Source organism: Paraburkholderia sp. (assembly GCF_036488505.1).
In the GTDB taxonomy this organism is placed as follows: Bacteria; Pseudomonadota; Gammaproteobacteria; order Burkholderiales; family Burkholderiaceae; genus Paraburkholderia.
This window is the reverse complement of record NZ_DASXHN010000089.1, coordinates 1-16,460: the sequence shown is the minus strand read 5'-3', so window position 1 is coordinate 16,460 and position 16,460 is coordinate 1. Positions and strand designations below refer to the sequence as shown.

Here is a 16,460-nt window from a genome sequence, read left to right as displayed (position 1 = left end):
AACGGAATCCGTAGCTGATGATCGGAAAACGCGGGGCAAAAAAAAGCCCGCTCAAGTGGCGGGCTGAATCCATATCAGGAGGAGACATGGAGGAGACAGTTCCTAATATACACATCGGCTTGGTGCGACGCAATAACTTTTTAAGGGAAAACCCGACATCGTGTGAAATTGCCGCAGTTTGGGGCGAAACGCCCGGCCAATGCCCGTTTGGCGGAGCCTTTTACGGCAATCGCCAAGCGATTTACGGCGGTTTGACCCCGCGACGAGTAAGGAAAAGCTGGCGGAATGACACCGCAAGAACCGGGGCGTAGTGTGTGGGCATTGGGCCTACATTGATCAGCATCGACACTCGCCCGCCCTATGCGAGTCCATGCGGGCCCCAAAGGATCATCATGAATACCATCACCCGTCATGACGCGACCACCGCCGGCGCCGACACCGCCCACTGGGGCACCGAAGACGACCGCTGGGACGCCATTACGCGCCGCGATCGCGAGGCCGACGGCGCCTTCTTCTACGCGGTGAAGACCACCGGCGTGTTCTGCCGGCCGTCGTGCGCGTCGCGCCAGCCGCGCCGCGAAAACGTGGCGTTCTTTACTGACGCCGCTGCCGCGCGCGCCGCGGGGTTTCGCGACTGCAAGCGTTGCCAGCCGGGCGGCCTGCCGCGCGAGCTCGAGATCGTCAATCGCGCGTGCGCCGCGCTCGACGCCGATCCGCAGCAACGCCTCACGCTAGCCCAGTTGAGCGACGCGGTGCATGTGAGCCCGTTCCACCTGCAACGCCTGTTCAAGCGGGTGGTCGGGGTATCGCCGCGTCAGTACCAGGCCGCGCGGCGCGGCGCCGCGCTGCGCGATGCGCTCAAGGGCGGCGCCGACGTCACACGCGCGACGCTCGACGCGGGCTTCGGCTCACCATCGCGGATGTACGACAGCGCGCCGGCCGAACTTGGCATGGCGCCTTCCGCGTATCGCCGCAAGGGCGCGGGGCTCACCGTGCGCTACGCTAGCGCGCGAACCTCGCTCGGCTTCGTGCTGGTTGCCGCGACCGACAAGGGCGTCTGCAAGATCGGGTTCGGCGACGACGCGCTGCTGCTGGTCGACGAACTGCGCGGTGAGTTCGCGAATGCCGAGTTGCGCGAAGACGCCGGCCGACTCGCGCCGTTCGTCGCGCAGATCGACGCGTATCTGTGCGGCACCCGCGAAGACTTCGATCTGCCGCTCGATATCGCGTCGACCGCATTCAAGCAGCGGGTGTGGGATGCGCTGCGGCGCATCCCGTACGGCGAGACGCGCAGCTATTCGCAGATCGCCGAGGCCGTCGGCTCGCCAGGCGCCGTCCGCGCGGTGGCGAGCGCGTGCGCGACCAACCCTGTCGCGCTGGCGATTCCTTGTCATCGCGTCGTGCAAAAGGGTGGGGCGCTCGCCGGCTATCGCTGGGGGCTGCCACGCAAGGCCGCATTGCTCGACAATGAAGCGCAGCATGCCGGTGGCGGTTCCAGCGTTGCGCCCGCTCAACCGGAGCGCCACCAGCCAGCCCACGCCGACGCGGACACAGACACCACCCGACTGGACCACGCCGCGTGAGTACGCTTAACGACGTTGCAACCCTTGAACTGCCGTTCAAACCACCGTTCGACTGGCCGCGCCTGCTGCGCTTTTTCAGCGGACGCGCGACGCCGGGCGTCGAGGCGGTCGAAGACGGCGCGTATCGCCGCGCGATCGAGTGGAACGGCGACAGCGGCACGCTGAGCGTGCGGCTGCATCCGCGCAAGCGCTGCATCGTCGCGAGCATCGAGGGGCCGGTGAGCCGTCACGCCGATGCGCTCGCCGCGCCGGTCGCAAAGATGTTCGATCTGCACGCCGATCCGCGCAAGATCGGCGCCGGACTCGCCGCGGACCCATGGCTTGCGCCGCTCGTCGAGGCGGTGCCCGGCTTGCGCGTGCCGGGTGCGTGGTCCGGCTTCGAGCTGGTGGTGCGCGCGATCGTCGGTCAACAGGTCAGCGTGAAGGCCGCGACGACGATCATCGGGCGGCTCGTGCAGCGCGCCGGCGAGCGCATCGACGGACATCCGCACGAGAACACCGCGTGGCGTTTTCCGATGCCCGCCGCGCTCGCCGAAGTCGATCTCGCGCAAATCGGCATGCCGGGCAGACGCGTAGCCGCGTTGCAGGGCTTCGCGCGCGCGGTCGCAGCCGGCGACGTGCCCGTCGATAGCGACGCCGTCGACGCAACGGGATTGCGCGCCGCGTTGCTCGCGCTCGCGGGCATCGGGCCGTGGACCGTCGAATACGTCGCGATGCGCGCATGGCGCGACCCCGACGCGTGGCCCGAATCGGACCTCGTGCTGATGCAGTCGATTGCCGCGCGTGATCCGTTGCTCGTGCGGCCCGCGCAGCAGCGCAGCCGCACCGACGCGTGGCGACCGTATCGCGCGTATGCGGCGATGCATCTGTGGAACGAAATCGCGGATCGCGCGGGCGCGGCGCGCGGCGGGTGATTGCCGTCGTCACAACTCGCCGATAAGTAAGTGGGTCGCCGCGCGACGGCAACACATCCGACCCAGCATCCTGGCGCGCGAGACACGCACGAATCTCCACAACGATCACACCGATAACGCGGCTCGGCCTCGCTGATGTACACACCGATCACACCGATTACGCGGCGTGGCCTGGCCGGAACAGCCGGGTCCTAGCGCCGATAAAGCAGCGCCCACACCCCGCCGAAGCGGCCGCAAGCAGCCGTTCTGGCGAGATGTTAAAGTGCCCGCTACCGAAAATTCCGCCGAACGTTGTCGCCGCACCGTAGCACCGTATCGCCAGCGAAACATCGGGCGGGTACATGGCGGCCGGCAACGCGCGACTCGCCTCAATGCCAAAAACGAAACCTTCCCGCACGACCGACGCGTTTTCGCACCGCCTGTCCGTGCTGACCTCGGGACCGCAACGCGATGTGCTGGCGCGCGGCCTGCGCGGCATCGAAAAAGAAAGCCTGCGTGTCACCCACGACGGCCAGCTTGCGATGACTGCGCATCCGCGCGCACTCGGCTCCGCACTCACACATCCGTCGCTGACCACCGACTATTCGGAAGCGCTGCTCGAACTGATCACGCCCGCCGAGCAGGACATCGCCGATTCGCTTGCACAACTCGACACGCTGCATCGTTTCGTCTACGCGAAGCTCGGCGATGAGATCCTGTGGAACAACTCGATGCCGGGCCTGCTGCCCGCCACCGACGACGGCATTCCGATTGCGAACTACGGCACGTCGAATATCGGCAAACTGAAGTACGTGTATCGCGTCGGTCTCGCGCTGCGCTACGGTCGGACGATGCAATGCATCGCTGGCATCCACTACAACTATTCGCTGAACGAAGAAGTGTGGCGACTGCTGCATGCCGACCAGCAATCCACCACGAATCCGGTCGATTTTCAGTCCGATCGGTATCTCGCGCTGATCCGCAATTTCCGCCGCACGAACTGGCTACTGATGTATCTGTTCGGCGCATCGCCGGCCCTCGACCGGCGCTTCCTGCGCGATCGCCAACACACGCTCGACAGCTTCGATGCCGACACGCTCTACCGCCCGTACGCGACCGGCCTGCGCATGAGCGACCTCGGCTATTCGAACACCGCTGCGCAAGCCGCGCTGCATGCGGACTACGACACGCTGCCCGGTTATCTCGACGTACTCGCGAAAGCGGTGAGCCAGCCGTATCCGCCCTACGAGCAGATCGGCACGCAACGAAACGGCGAGTGGGTACAGATCAACACCAACATGCTGCAGATCGAGAACGAGTTCTATTCGACGATCAGGCCCAAGCGCGTCACGTATCCGGGCGAACGGCCATTGCATGCGCTGGCCGCGCGCGGCGTGCAATACGTCGAAGTGCGTTGCATGGACATCGATCCTTTCGAGCCGACCGGCATTTCGCTGGAGACATCGCGCTTTCTCGACGCCTATCTGCTCGTCTGCGCACTCGACGACAGTGCGCCGTTACCGCCGCCCGCGTATGCGGAAGCGAACCAGAACTTCGGCCGCGTGACGATGGAAGGCCGCAAACCCGGGCTTGAATTGATCCGCGATGGCAAGCCGGTCGCGATGCTCGACTGGGCCAACGAACTGCTCGCCAAGATCGACGCGGCCGCGGCCGTGCTCGACAGCCTGCAAGGCGGCGACGAACACGCGCGCGCAGTTCTCGCGCAACGCGCGAAGCTCGCGGACGTATCGCTCACCCCGTCCGCGCGCGTGCTGCAAACGATGCGCGACAAGCAGCAAAGCTTCATCGCGTTCGGTCTGGCACAGAGCGAGGCGCACGCTGCGTATTTCCGCGCGAGCCCGCTCGATGCCGCGCAAACGCAGGCGTTGACGGAACTGGCGGCGCAGTCGCTCGACGAACAGGCGACGCTCGAACGCGAGGAGGTGGGCTCGTTCGATGCATTCGTTGCCGCGTATCGTGCTTACACGCTCAATCGGTTCAGCGTCTGAGCGTCCGAACCGCGAGCACATCAGAACCGATGAGAGCGGCCCAGGTGGCCGTTTTTTTTGCTGCAGTCATTGCGTTAAGGGAGCGCAAGTAAGCTCTACGGATCGCCTTGCCGACGCTCGCGACGAATCGGCAAATTCTCCGCGCGTTGTTGCGATTGTCCGAAGTGGATGAAACACCACTTCGACGCCGTGGTCCAAACTCACATGACACGCTCCACAGCGGGAGGTATCGACGTGAAACACAAGACTCTGTTAGCCGTGCTGTATCTGGCGGCAACCGCCGGGTGCGCGACCCGGGGGCAGGTCGATCCGGACGTCATGCAGATCGCGACCAAACCGTTGACGTGTTCGAGCAAAGCCGAATGCGATCTGTGGTGGCAACGTGCGCAGTCGTGGGTGTCGAGCCATTCGAAGTACAAGATCGAAACCGCGACCGATTCGCTGATCCAGACTGCCGGTCCCGATGGCGGCAAACGCGCGCTCGCGTATCAGATCACACGCGCCGTGAATCCCGACGGCACCGAGACAATCGGCTTTTCCGCGCATTGCGACGGTTCGCTCGGCTGCAAACCGGATCCGTGGGAAGCGGGCGCTGATTTCAAGCAGTATGTGAGAGGCACCGGTGCGGATGCTGCACACAGTGGCGCGGCGCAACCGCAGAGCCCGCCGGACGCAACCCATCCAGAGATCATGCCCGGCAAGCCGGCCACGGTGCCGAACGGCGAAGCGATGTCGCAGTAGTTCGGATCAATGCCCGATCGAAGGCCCGGCACCCTTACGCGGCTTCGTGATCCACACCAGTACCGCCAGCACCACGAACGCCGCGCACGAGATACGGAAAAAATCGTTGGTGGCCATCATATAAGCCTGACTGGTCACCACCTGATTTAACTGCGCGGTCAGGCTGTCGCCGGCAAACCCGGCCCCGGCGAGCGCATTCGTATACGCGTTCGTATTCGGCGAATATGTGTTGACCGAATCGACGAGCATCGCGTGATGGTAGATGGTGTCGTTCTCCCAGAACGTCGTGCTGATCGCGGTGCCGATCGCGCCCGACAACGTGCGGAAGAAGTTCGACAAACCGGACGCACTCGCGAGCCGTTCGTCGGACACGCTCGATAGCGTGATCGTCGTCATCGGCACGAAGAAACAGGCGACGCCGATACCCTGCACGAGCCGCGGCAGGATCACCTGGCCGAACGGCACGTCGAGCGTGAACGTCGAGTTCCACATCGACACGATCGCGAACACGATGAACGCGAAGCTCGCGACCATCCGTAGATTCAAGCGATGCATGTTCTTGCCGATCATCGGCGACAGGAACAACGCGAGCAGGCCGACCGGCGCGGTCGCGAGACCCGCCAGCCCAGCCGTGTAGCCCATCACCGTTTGCAGCCACAACGGGAAGATCACGACCGAACCGAAAAAGGCCATGAAGCCGAACGAGATGATCACGACGCCAAGCGCGAAGTTGCGATCCTTGAACAACGTCAGATCGACGATCGGTTCCTTCTCCGTCAACTCCCACACGAGCAGGAACGCAATCGCGACGATCGCGATCACCGTGAGCGTCACGATGAACGTCGAGTTGAACCAGTCGCGGTCCTTACCCAGGTCGAGCATCATCTGCAAGCAGGACACGCCGGTCACGAGCAGCACGAGGCCGACTACGTCGATGCGCTGCCGCGAAGTCTGCGTCTCGCGGCCACGCAGCAGCAGATAAGAGCAGAACGCCGAAAACAGGCCGATCGGCACGTTGATATAGAAGATCCACGGCCACGAAAAGTTATCGGTGATATAGCCGCCCATCACGGGGCCGAAGATCGGCGCGCAAATCACCGTCATCGCCCATAAGCCAAGCGCGAGGCCCCGTTTCGCGGGCGGGTAAGAGCGCATCAGGATCGTCTGCGACAGAGGCACCATCGGCCCGGACACGAGCCCTTGCACGAGCCGGAACGCGATCAGCGATTCGAAGTTGTGCGCGAAGCCGCAGAGCGCCGACGCGACTGTGAAGAGCAGCACCGACAGCGTGAAAAGGCGTACCTCGCCGACCCGCCGCGCGAGCCAGCCGGTCAGCGGCACAGCGATCGCCGAGGCGACCGAATATGACGAAATCACCCATGTGCCCTGGCTCGCAGCAACGCCGAGACTGCCGGAAATCGTGGGCACCGCGACATTCGCGATCGAGGTATCGAGCACTTCCATGAAGGTGCCCAGCGCGAGCCCGACGGTCAGCAGCGCGAGCGTGCCGCCTTGCAGGGAGGCCGGCTCGGCCGCGGGCGGCGGGACGTTCGAAGCGGTGGCATCCATAGATTCTCCTCAGTGGGGAAAGCTTGTCGCGGCAGGCTTATCGGGCGTGGCGCTGACGACCTATACATGCAACAACACCCTCTGCCCAGACAGATATCTGTGGGCAATGGCCCGTTGCAGCGGCACCCAGTTGTGCGTCTGTACCGCGTTGCCGTTAGCCGTCCCCGTCTTCCGGCGGCGCTGCTTTCCGGCCTGATGCGTCCGGTTCATCCATCTGCTGCGGAAACCCGCTGCACGCCGTGGCTCCCCCATCGAGGCCGTTCGCGATGAAACGGCCGAGCAGGTGAATCAGCGTCGCATGGTCATCGGCGGTGAAGCCGCGCAGTTGCTCGTTCAACACCGCCGCGCCCAGGCGAGGCAGCTGGCGCGCAGCGTCGTGCCCTTGCCGGGTCAGCTCCAGCTTCACCATGCGCCGGTCGTCGCTGCTGCGTGAGCGCAGGATAAAGCCCTTCTTTTCCAGACGATCGAGCAGCCGCGTCATCGAGCCGCTGTCGTATGACATCGCGCGCGACAGTTCGAACGGCGTGCTCGCGCGCCGCGACGATAGCATCAGGATCACGCCGATCTGCTGCGCGGTCAGCCCGAGCGGTTTGACCGCGCGGTCGGTGCGCTCGACCAGCACGTTACGCGCCTTCGTCAGGTAGTAGCCGAGGCTCGTCGTGAGTTCGATCTCGTCCGCGTTGTAAGGACCATCGGTCATTCGGTTATCCGCCCCATCAAAAATAGGAAGGAAGTGCTGCTGCCTCAGCAGACGAATCAAGCTTCATTGCGACGACATATTGCGGATTCAAAAACAACACCTGAACCGCGATTGCGCGACAGTATCTTGAAATTTAATTGCATAGTCAATATTATCTTGAGCAACGAGTTTCGCGCGTAACGCGCCATTCGAGACCATGTTCTGACTGATCGTCCGCACGTCCCCCGCGACGCGCGAAAAAGGATTTCTTCCAATGCTGTACCTGAAAAACACGCTTGGCGGCCTGAGCCGCTCACTCGCCGATTCCGCTGGCAACACCTTTCGCGGCCCGCACCGCTGGTGGAAGCTCGCGTTGTTCGCCGGGCTGATCGTGCTGCCGGGGGGATCGGTAGCTGCCGCGCTGCTCGCATGGGTCGAACACCGGCGGCAGACGAAGCGCGCGAAGAGGGCGGCAGTGGTGGTGGAAAACGGTGCGACCGCACGAGCGGCCGCGCTGCCCGAACTCCTCCCTCGACAAAGCTTTGCAGTTACCGCGAAAAGCGCCGCCGCGCCGGCGGTCAATGCGGTCAATCCGGTCAATGCTGCGAACACGACCAGCACGTGCAAGCCGATAGCCGGCAGCGCCTGCCAGGCGCGCGGCGGTGCGTCGTGCCGCGCGGCGGCCGGCAAGCTGGCACGCCATCAGGTACAGCAGAGCAAGTCCGCCGGCTCGCGGCTATAACGCGTGCGTGCCGCAGCGCACGTTTGGCGAACAGGTTCAACGCGCGAGTTCGATCCAAGAGAGTTCCATTCAGGCATCCTGTGTGTTCCAGCCCATTAGCGGCCTGATGCGTGCAAGCCCTGCACCGCTCCGGTAACGACGCGTAACCATCGCGTGAGCGCCAGTAACACACCTGCGCGCATCCGCGCATTAACCTTTCACCTTTCAGTTTCCCGCGTTCACGCGTGCGCGTGTCCACGCGGGCTCATACGCTAACATTCCGGCAGACCACGAAATCGCCCGGGCGGCGCCGCTGTCGGCCGCACCGCGGTGTCCAGAAGGAATTCATTGCATGCAGTCTGATCGAATCTCGCGCGCGCGGCCGTTTGCGCCGCGCGTCCTGACCCTCGCCGCGGGCGCCGCTTGCGCGACGCTCTTCGCCGCCTGCGCGGTCGGTCCCAACTATCAGCGGCCGGCCACCGACATCCCCGCGTCGTTCAAGGAAGCCGCCCCCGGCTGGAAGGTCGCCGAACCCGCCGATCAGCATGATCGCGGCGACTGGTGGGCGATCTACGAAGACCCGACGCTCAACGAACTCGAAGACAAACTCAACGCCGCCAACCAGACCATCGCGCAATTCGCCGCGAACTACCGGCAAGCGCGCGCGCTCGTCGGCGAGGCGCGCGCCGCGTATTTCCCGACGATCGGAGCGTCAGCGGGCGCGTCGCGCTCGGGCAATGGCGCGTCGTCGGGCGGCAATTCCACGACCGCGACAAGTCGCGCGGCCGTCGGCAACAGTTTCAACGTGCAGCTCGACGCGAGCTGGGAGCCGGACCTGTGGGGCTCGGTCACGCGCACGGTGAACGCGCAGAAAGCCGGCCAGCAGGGCGCCGCCGCCGACCTCGCGAACGCGCGCCTGTCCGCACAGGCCACACTCGCACAGACGTACTTCGCGCTGCGCTCGCTCGACTCGACGCAACGCCTGCTCGACGACACGGTGGCGGCCTATCAGCGTTCGCTGCAGCTCACGCAGAACCAGTACGCGGCGGGTGTCGCCGCGCGTTCGGACGTGATCCAGGCGCAAACGCAGCTGCAATCGGCACAGGCCGCCGCGATCGACAACGGCGTCCAGCGCGCGCAGGACGAGCATGCGATCGCGGTGCTGATCGGCGTGCCCGCGTCGGTGTTCTCATTGCCGCCGATGCCGCTCACCGCGACGCCGCCAGCGGTGCCCGCGCAGCTGCCGTCCGCGCTGCTCGAGCGGCGTCCGGATATCGCATCGGCGGAACGCAAGGCCGCGGCGGCAAACGAGCAGATCGGCGTGGCGATCGCCGCGTTCTTCCCATCGCTGACGGTGTCCGCGAGCGGCGGCTTTGAAAACTCGGTGTTCTCGCAACTGCTGAGCGCGCCGTCGCGCTTCTGGACGCTCGGCCCGCAACTCGCCGCAACGATCTTCGACGCCGGCCTGCGCAAGTCGCAAACGGAAGCCGCGCGCGCCACCTACGACGCCAACGTTGCCGCCTATCGCCAGACCGTGCTCGCGGCGTTCCAGGACGTCGAAGACAATCTTGCGTCGCTGCGCATCCTCGAACGGGAAATCGTCGTGCAGCGGCAGGCCGTCGACTCGGCACGCCAGGCGGTCGCGATCGTCACGAACGAGTACAAGGCCGGCACGGTCGGCTACGTCAACGTGCTGACCGCGCAGACCACCGCGTTCACAGCCGAGCAGAAGCTCGAGAGCATCACGGGGCAGCGGATGGTGTCGTCGGTGGGGCTCGTGAAGGCGCTCGGCGGTGGCTGGGACGTCGCGCAGATGAACCGCGAGACGGGTGATGTCGCGGCACCCGGGCCGCTGCCGGCGTCGGCGCCCGCTGCCGGGACCGCTCCAGCGGCTGCCAGCGGGACGAACGCGAACGTGGCAACGGCCGCAACGCCGGTCGCGCAAACCGCGGCGCCGCAATCGCAGTCGCTGAGTCAATAGCCCGCAGCGCTCGTAAGCTGCACGAGTGTGCAAAGCTGGCGGCTATCGGGAGAAACGGAGCCAATGCCAATGGCCGCGCCAAGGGCGGCCTCGAGAACCCCGGCGCCACAGCCACCGCGGTGGCTGCGGCAACCACCACCGCAACGCCGGTCGCGCGAAAATAGCGGCACAGCGGCGCAACGCCAGCAACACAGCAACACCAGCTGGATCAGCCGCACCAAGCAAAGAGCCATGCCCGCGCACCCGCGGCCATGGCTCTTTTTCAACACGCTACCGATGCAACGCGCGCATCCGCGCGCCGCTCAATGCACGAACGTCAGCATCACCGTATCCGGTCCGCTCGGCCTGCCCAGCAGATTCAGCAACCCGGCGAGGTTATCGCGCTGCTCCGGCACGGCGCTCGCGGTGCCACGAAACGACGTCGACGCGGCGGTCACCGTGCCGTTGCCGTTCAGCATCAGCGGTCCCTTGATCGTCGTCAGATCGAGCGTCGACGACGTACCCTGCGCCTGAAACACGACCCGGTAGGAACCGAGTGGCTTCACCAGCGAAACGCGCGAACTCACGTCGTCCAGGGTCACGGTCAGCTGGCCGAACGCTTTGCCGTCGAAGCTGCGCCAATCGGTCCACGAAAGCCGCACGTTGCCGTGCAGATCGAGTGTATTGAATGGCGCGCCGAGCCCGGCGAGCAGCGACGCGGGCACCGCGAGCGCGCCCCCAGTGACCGTCGCGCTACGCGGCGTCGCATCGACGGTGATCGGGTCGGGCATCGCTTCGCTGTGCCGCATTATCATCCGCAAGCGTCCGGTGAAAAGCGGCCAGAACGCGGTATGCCATTCGATCCGGCCAGGCAGCAGCGTCGCCGCGCTCATGTCGGAACCGGCGGCGAGCATCAGCGTGGCAGAGCCGTGCCACAGCGAGCCTTCCGCGTCGACGAGATTCACGTGCCCATGTGTTTGCCGCGCGAACTGCGGGGTAATCCAGGCGGCCGGCAGCAACGCGAGCGTCACGGCCGCGACCGACAGCAGCGCGACCACCAGCCACGGCAGCGCCACACGCAGGCGCCACGTCCAGTAATTCATGCGAAATCCTGTAGCGAGCGGCGCGCTGTTATTTTGCGGTCGACGGCTGCAGCGACACCGTCAGATCCACCTGGCCGTCATCTTTCAACGCGGTGATGTGTGCCTCGGAGACCTGCACCTTGAACTGCCGGCGCGCGTCGTCGACCCACGCGGTCCATGTGGGAAACGACACGTTTTTCATGTGCAACTGCACCGCGCTGCCGGCGAACTGCACCTGCGTCGCGGCGAGGCCATGTTCGCCGAGGGACGCGGTGAGCGCATCCTTGAGCGCCGCGCCGGTCGGCGCGACACCCTGCGCTGCGGCCGCTAGCGAGTGCGCCTCGTTCGCCTGCGCGGTCATTTGCGCGAGTTGCCGCTGCAGGCTCGGCAGCGATTCCTTCAGGTGCGAGCGGGCGTCTTGCGCCGGCGCCCATAGCAGCGACCACACGACCACCGCCGCGAGCGCACCGCCGCCCCACGTCAGCAGCGCCTTTTCGCGATCGGTGCGCTGGCCCCAGAAGCCAGCCCAAGCTTGAGCGAGTTCAGCTTTCATTGTCCGTTCCTGATGGTCCACTTGCCGGTGTTGCTATCGATCGCGCCGCTCAGGCCGTTGCGCGCGAGGCGCTTCGTGAAGTCGGGGTCGACCTTGATTTCCGGCTTGAAGGTCACGTCGAGCCGATGGTCGTGATAGTCGAGCGCGGCGATACCGGTGACCGGCAGCGGCGACAGTGAGCGCGCGAGACCATCGGCGAGCGACAGAAAATCTTCCGGCGACAGTTCGCCCGCCGCGACGCGCAACTGCTGCACCTGGCGCGCCATCTGGTCGGGCGCATCGAGCACGACCGTGGTCTTCGGGAAGGTGTTGAGAAACAATTCCGTCATCTGCGTGTTGATCGCGTCGCGCTGACGCGCGAGCATCAGCCATTGCACGTTCGCGCCGATGACCGCGACCACCAGTGCGGCAACCCCGAGCACGATCGGCAGGCGCAAACGCCGCAGCGTCGCGCGATCGAGCCGCCAGGGCTGCGACGCGAATTCGAACTGGCACAGATCGAAGCGGCACTCGAGCGCGCGCCGCGCGAGCTGTTCGAACGGCAACGGACTCGCGCCGCGAACGTGCGCGGCGAGCCGCGCTGGGCTCGTCGCGGCGAGGCTCGGCTCGTTGCCGGGCACTTCGGTCAGCATGTATAGCGACACCGGCGCCGCACCCGCGAGCGCGGCGAGCGTCGCGTTTACCGCGTCGGCTGGCGCGGCGAAACCTTCACCCTGCAAACCGCGCGCAATCGCGAGTTCGACGCGCGGCACGCCGCTTTCCACCGGGGCTACCGCGCCTTCGAGCAGCAGCGCCGGCGCGGTCTGCACCACCGCGCCGAGCACGGCGGCCACCAGTGGCACGGCCGGCGGCATATCGGGCGCCACCACGGGCGCGTTGCCCGGAAGCGAAGTCGTGGCTCCGGCGGCACCCGCCAGCGCCGGCTCGCGCGCGTCGGCTCGCGCATCCGCCGTCGCGGCGAGCTCGGCCAACGTCTCGACGACAGGCGCCTGCGGCAGGCAACGCGTGACCGGCACCGCGCGCAAGCTGCGATGACCGGCCGCCGTGAACGCCTCGCAGATAAAGCGGAACCAGCCGCGATCGATGATCGCGAGCAATTGCCGCCCATCGGCGAGCGGCTGCGGATCGACCGCGATATGGCAGGTCTGCGGATCCTGGATCAGCTGATCCTCGACGATATTGGGCAGCGCCTGGCGCAGCTTGGGCCCGCGCAACGGCGGCAGCGTGGCCGGCATCAGCAGCAGATCGCGCGCGGCGACCATCAGCACCGCCATGCTCGCGCGCGGCAGCAGTCCGAGCGCCGAGCGGCCCGCGCGCTGCGTGCGCCCGCTTTTATCGAGCAGGACGAACGGCAGCTCGGGCAGTTGCCATTCCTGCGATGGCACCGCCGGATCACGTGGCGGCAGTAGAACGATCAGCGTGCTCAAAGGCCACTCTCTCTGTGAATTGCGTTGTTCAAAGTTGGTCTTGTACCCGCACGATACGCGTAGTGTGAGTCAACGGGTCGCGATACACGAGCGTCGTGCGATCCACGACCGCGCGCTCGTGCTGCACGTCGCCATGGACCAGGAAGTAGCTCGAATTGACGTCGAACTGGTTCGGATCGATCGACACCGATTGCACGCCGGCGGCGGTCAACGCGAGCTGCACGTCGCCGGCGTTGCGGAAAAACACGGTCTGCCGGCGCGCAACCAGCGCCTGCGCCTGCGACAAGCTCATGCCGGGCACGGCGGCCGCGATCACTTCGGCAGACGCGGTATTCATATTGAGCGCGGTGGTGGTCGGCAACACGGTGACGAACGGGCGCAGCCGCGCGACGATTTCCGGCGTGTAGCCGGGAATGTCGAGCAGCGAATCGACGCTCGTCATCAGGAGCGGCGCGACTCGCTGCTTGCCGTCGGTACCGTCGTCGTCGCCGTCGTCGATGCCGGGCCGGTTCGTGAAGGTGCCGCCCGTCGCGCCGCCCTCGGCGACCGGTGGCACACCGCTGGCCGAGGTCGCGCCGTTGGCCGACGTGCTGGTCTGAAAGCGCGTCGCCGATTGCGACAGGCTCGCGCGCATCTGCAGCGCGGTCGCTTTGGCGAGCTGGCCGCTCAGCCCGAGCGAGATGAGCAGGCGCTGATACGCGGCGGTCTGTTCAGCGCTCAGCTGCGTCACGCCGGGTGCGGGGCTCGCGACGAGATTGCGCAGATTGAATTTGGCCTGCGCATCTTCGATCGACCCGGACAGGTACGTCGCCGCGCCTTCCTCGGCGCGCACCTCGCCGATCTGGCCAAGAAAGTCCGATAGCCGCGTCTTGGCGATCGGCACGCCCCACAGCCCGCCCAGATACGTGATGCCCGCCGACGTATCGCCTTCGGAACGCAAGATCAGCCGCGTCCAGTCGAGCGCGCCGCGCGCGACCCATTGCGCCTGCGACAGCAGCCGCTGGTTTTCGATCCGGCGAATCTGCACCTGCTGGCGCCACAGCATGCCGGAGACGAGGATCGCGGACAGCGCGACGACCAGCAGCGCGCTGATGATGGCCGCGCCGCGCTGCTGAACGCGCGCGCGTCGCACATGGCGTTCGGCACCTTCGATGCGTTCGATGCGGCGCCTGCGAACCCGCGCGTCAGCATGCACACCCGCTGCAACCCGCCGCCTGAACAAAGAGGAGAACCTCATCTCATTCGCCCACCAGAAAAACCCGCTTGATCGGCCGCGCGAGCGACGTCGCGCCGATGCTGACCTCGAGTCCCGTCACCGCGCGCGGCAGCGGCGCGTTGCCGAGCTGCGGCACCTTCAGATTGTTGACGCCCTCGATTATCGCGCTCTGCACGTCGTCCATCTGCGTGGTCCAGCCGACTCTCGGCACATACAGGCGCGCCGAGATCGCGCCCACACCGCCCATCAGCGGCACCCCGCTCCAGCCCTCGTCGCTGCCGTGCAGCGCGCGCCGCAATTCGCCGGCATTGCCGAGCGGGGGCGACGCATAGCGCACCACGTGACCCGTCGAGATCTGGTAGCGCACTACCTGCAGGCGCGGCGCCGCGCCCGGCAGCACCATATGCCGCACGATCTGCAGCGTGTTGCCCGACACCGAAATCGCCGCCTCGCCGCCGGCTTCGTCATCGCTGGCGGCCTGGCGCGCGTCGATGCGCATCTGGTCGAACAGTTGCGCGAACACGCGTTCGTCTTCCATCGCGTTGGTGATCGCCGTACGGCCGCGGATGATCTGATCGAGCCCGCGCCACGACAGCACCGCGATCACCGCGAGGATCGCGATCGCGACCAGCAGTTCGATCAGCGTGAAGCCGCGCGCGCCGAAGCGGCGGCGGCGCTCACAGCGAGCGGTTGTTTTCATTGGCGACCACCGTGACCATCTGAGCGAGACTGGCGGAGCGCCCGGGCATTCTCACCATCACTTCGACACGGCGAAACACCGGATTCGGCGTCGCCGTCACATGCTCGGTACAGAGCAATTGCAGATTGCCTTGCGAGCAATCGAAACTCGTTTCGCCGACGTTCGGCCAGGCATGCGTCAGATGCAATTGCGCGAGCGTATTGTCCGCGCTCCAGCCGGCGAGCAGACGCCGGTGCAAATCGGCCTCGCCGGTCGCGAGATTGCCGACCGCGCGAATCGACGCGGCGAGCGCGACCGCGATAATCGCAAGCGCGACCAGCACTTCGATCATCGTGAAGCCGCGCTGGGGCCGGCGCGCAATGCCGCGCATCGGCAGCTGGGAAGCTGCGGGGGTGGTTCTGCAACGACGCACTCGCATGTCAACGCACCTCGTAACGGCCATTGCCGGTGCTGACGATCTTCACCTGTCCGGCCGCCGAAAACAGCGTGACTTCCACCGGGACGTCGATCGCCTCGGTGCCGAACACGATGCGATCGGGTTGCGAGTCCGAACCCGGGTAACTGATTGCGACGCCGGTCACGCCGCCTTCCCACCGGCGCGGGCCGAGCAGGTCGTCGTGCAGCGGACGCCAGCCATCCTGGGTGTGCAGATCGAAACGGAAGCCGCCTTCGGACGGCTGCCACGCGATCGGCCGCGCGCGCACCTGCGCTTCGTCGCCGGCGGATTCGAACAGCAACGCGAGGCGCTGCGCTTCCTCGTTCAGATCGGTGCGCGGGTTGCGGGTCATCGTCACCGCGGTCAGCGACACGAGCAGGCCGGCGATCACCAGCACGACCATCATCTCGAGCAACGTGAAGCCGGCCGCACGCCGACGGCTCGCGCTAACGCGCATCACAGCCGGGGCTCGCCGGGAGTGATGCGCGACCGGGCACTCCACGCGCGGCGGCGTAGCCGTACGCGGAGTATCCACAGGGGACTTGCAAGCGGACATGCGCATAGTGCCGGCCATCGACGATCAACGGGGAATCAAACAGCAATGCATCGATGAAGCACGCGTGTTTCGCCACCTCGCGCGGCCGACGGCCGGGCGGAAGATACGGGCAACGAAGCGCTCGCGTGCGGGAACATCATGTGGCTTTCGGGTATTCGCCAACGTTTATTGCCAGGACCCGACGTCGGCATCGTTGCCTTCGCCGCCCGCCTTGCCATCGGCGCCATAGCTGAACACGTCGATATCGCCATGCACGCCCGGATTCAGATACTGATAGTTATTGCCCCACGGATCGTTCGGCAGACGTTCGAGGTAGCCGCCGTCCTTCCAGTTGT

16 protein-coding genes are annotated in these 16,460 nt (G+C 66.0%); 6 read left to right on the top strand and 10 right to left on the bottom strand.

From position 1 onward, the window contains the following. Positions 1–392: 392 nt before the first annotated feature. The 4 genes from ada to VGH68_RS04980 all read left to right on the top strand — a co-directional run bounded on the left by ada (position 393) and on the right by VGH68_RS04980 (position 5,226). Positions 393–1,583 (top strand): bifunctional DNA-binding transcriptional regulator/O6-methylguanine-DNA methyltransferase Ada, encoded by a 1,191-nt coding sequence (ada, locus tag VGH68_RS04995; RefSeq protein WP_331602404.1) that lies wholly within the window; start codon positions 393–395, stop codon positions 1,581–1,583. Continuing rightward, complete coding sequence (locus tag VGH68_RS04990; protein ID WP_331602402.1) at positions 1,580–2,497, top strand: DNA-3-methyladenine glycosylase family protein; 918 nt, start codon at positions 1,580–1,582, stop codon at positions 2,495–2,497. The genes ada and VGH68_RS04990 overlap by 4 nt, the downstream gene beginning before the upstream one ends. A 371-nt stretch (positions 2,498–2,868) precedes the next feature. Next, positions 2,869–4,485: a glutamate--cysteine ligase gene (gshA, locus tag VGH68_RS04985; protein ID WP_331602401.1), complete on the top strand. Its 1,617-nt coding sequence runs from the start codon at positions 2,869–2,871 to the stop codon at positions 4,483–4,485. Positions 4,486–4,719: 234 nt separating this feature from the next. After that, a complete protein-coding gene (locus tag VGH68_RS04980; protein WP_331602399.1) occupies positions 4,720–5,226 on the top strand; it encodes a hypothetical protein in 507 nt (168 codons plus the stop codon). 6 nt (positions 5,227–5,232) lie between these two features. Here VGH68_RS04980 and VGH68_RS04975 read toward each other — a convergent pair whose 3' ends face one another. Next, entirely contained in the window at positions 5,233–6,795 is a 1,563-nt protein-coding gene (locus VGH68_RS04975) for a DHA2 family efflux MFS transporter permease subunit (RefSeq protein WP_331602398.1), read from the bottom strand. 154 nt (positions 6,796–6,949) lie between these two features. Beyond that, positions 6,950–7,495, bottom strand: coding sequence for a MarR family transcriptional regulator (locus tag VGH68_RS04970; protein ID WP_331602397.1), 546 nt, complete (start codon positions 7,493–7,495; stop codon positions 6,950–6,952). A gap of 253 nt (positions 7,496–7,748) precedes the next feature. On the opposite strand from VGH68_RS04970, the gene VGH68_RS04965 reads away from it, so the two are divergent. Both VGH68_RS04965 and VGH68_RS04960 read left to right on the top strand, forming a co-directional pair. Further along, on the top strand, positions 7,749–8,216 hold the full coding sequence (locus VGH68_RS04965) for a hypothetical protein (protein ID WP_331602396.1): 468 nt from the start codon (positions 7,749–7,751) through the stop codon (positions 8,214–8,216). A 331-nt stretch (positions 8,217–8,547) separates the two neighbouring features. Further along, positions 8,548–10,176, top strand: a complete 1,629-nt coding sequence (locus VGH68_RS04960; RefSeq protein ID WP_331602395.1) for an efflux transporter outer membrane subunit — start codon at positions 8,548–8,550, stop codon at positions 10,174–10,176. Between the two features lie 302 nt (positions 10,177–10,478). Here the strand turns inward: VGH68_RS04960 and VGH68_RS04955 are convergent, their stop codons facing one another. The 8 genes from VGH68_RS04955 to VGH68_RS04920 all read right to left on the bottom strand — a co-directional run. Continuing rightward, entirely contained in the window at positions 10,479–11,258 is a 780-nt protein-coding gene (locus VGH68_RS04955) for a type II secretion system protein N (RefSeq protein WP_331602394.1), read from the bottom strand. Positions 11,259–11,286: 28 nt separating this feature from the next. After that, complete coding sequence (locus VGH68_RS04950) at positions 11,287–11,790, bottom strand: type II secretion system protein M (RefSeq protein ID WP_331602393.1); 504 nt, start codon at positions 11,788–11,790, stop codon at positions 11,287–11,289. Further along, on the bottom strand, positions 11,787–13,217 hold the full coding sequence (gene gspL, locus VGH68_RS04945; RefSeq protein WP_331602392.1) for a type II secretion system protein GspL: 1,431 nt from the start codon (positions 13,215–13,217) through the stop codon (positions 11,787–11,789). The genes VGH68_RS04950 and gspL overlap by 4 nt, the downstream gene beginning before the upstream one ends. Positions 13,218–13,245: 28 nt before the next feature. After that, on the bottom strand, positions 13,246–14,454 hold the full coding sequence (gene gspK / locus VGH68_RS04940; RefSeq protein WP_331602391.1) for a type II secretion system minor pseudopilin GspK: 1,209 nt from the start codon (positions 14,452–14,454) through the stop codon (positions 13,246–13,248). 1 nt (position 14,455) lies between these two features. Continuing rightward, positions 14,456–15,133 (bottom strand): PulJ/GspJ family protein, encoded by a 678-nt coding sequence (locus VGH68_RS04935; RefSeq protein WP_331602390.1) that lies wholly within the window; start codon positions 15,131–15,133, stop codon positions 14,456–14,458. Further along, positions 15,111–15,551: a type II secretion system minor pseudopilin GspI gene (gspI, locus tag VGH68_RS04930; RefSeq protein ID WP_414696895.1), complete on the bottom strand. Its 441-nt coding sequence runs from the start codon at positions 15,549–15,551 to the stop codon at positions 15,111–15,113. Before gspI ends, VGH68_RS04935 begins: the two co-directional genes overlap by 23 nt. Before the next feature lies 1 nt (position 15,552). Continuing rightward, positions 15,553–16,143 (bottom strand): GspH/FimT family pseudopilin, encoded by a 591-nt coding sequence (locus VGH68_RS04925; protein ID WP_331602389.1) that lies wholly within the window; start codon positions 16,141–16,143, stop codon positions 15,553–15,555. A gap of 147 nt (positions 16,144–16,290) precedes the next feature. Beyond that, positions 16,291–16,460, bottom strand: a 170-nt coding sequence (locus VGH68_RS04920; protein WP_331602420.1) for a type II secretion system protein GspG, incomplete at its 5' end; no start/stop codon positions are given.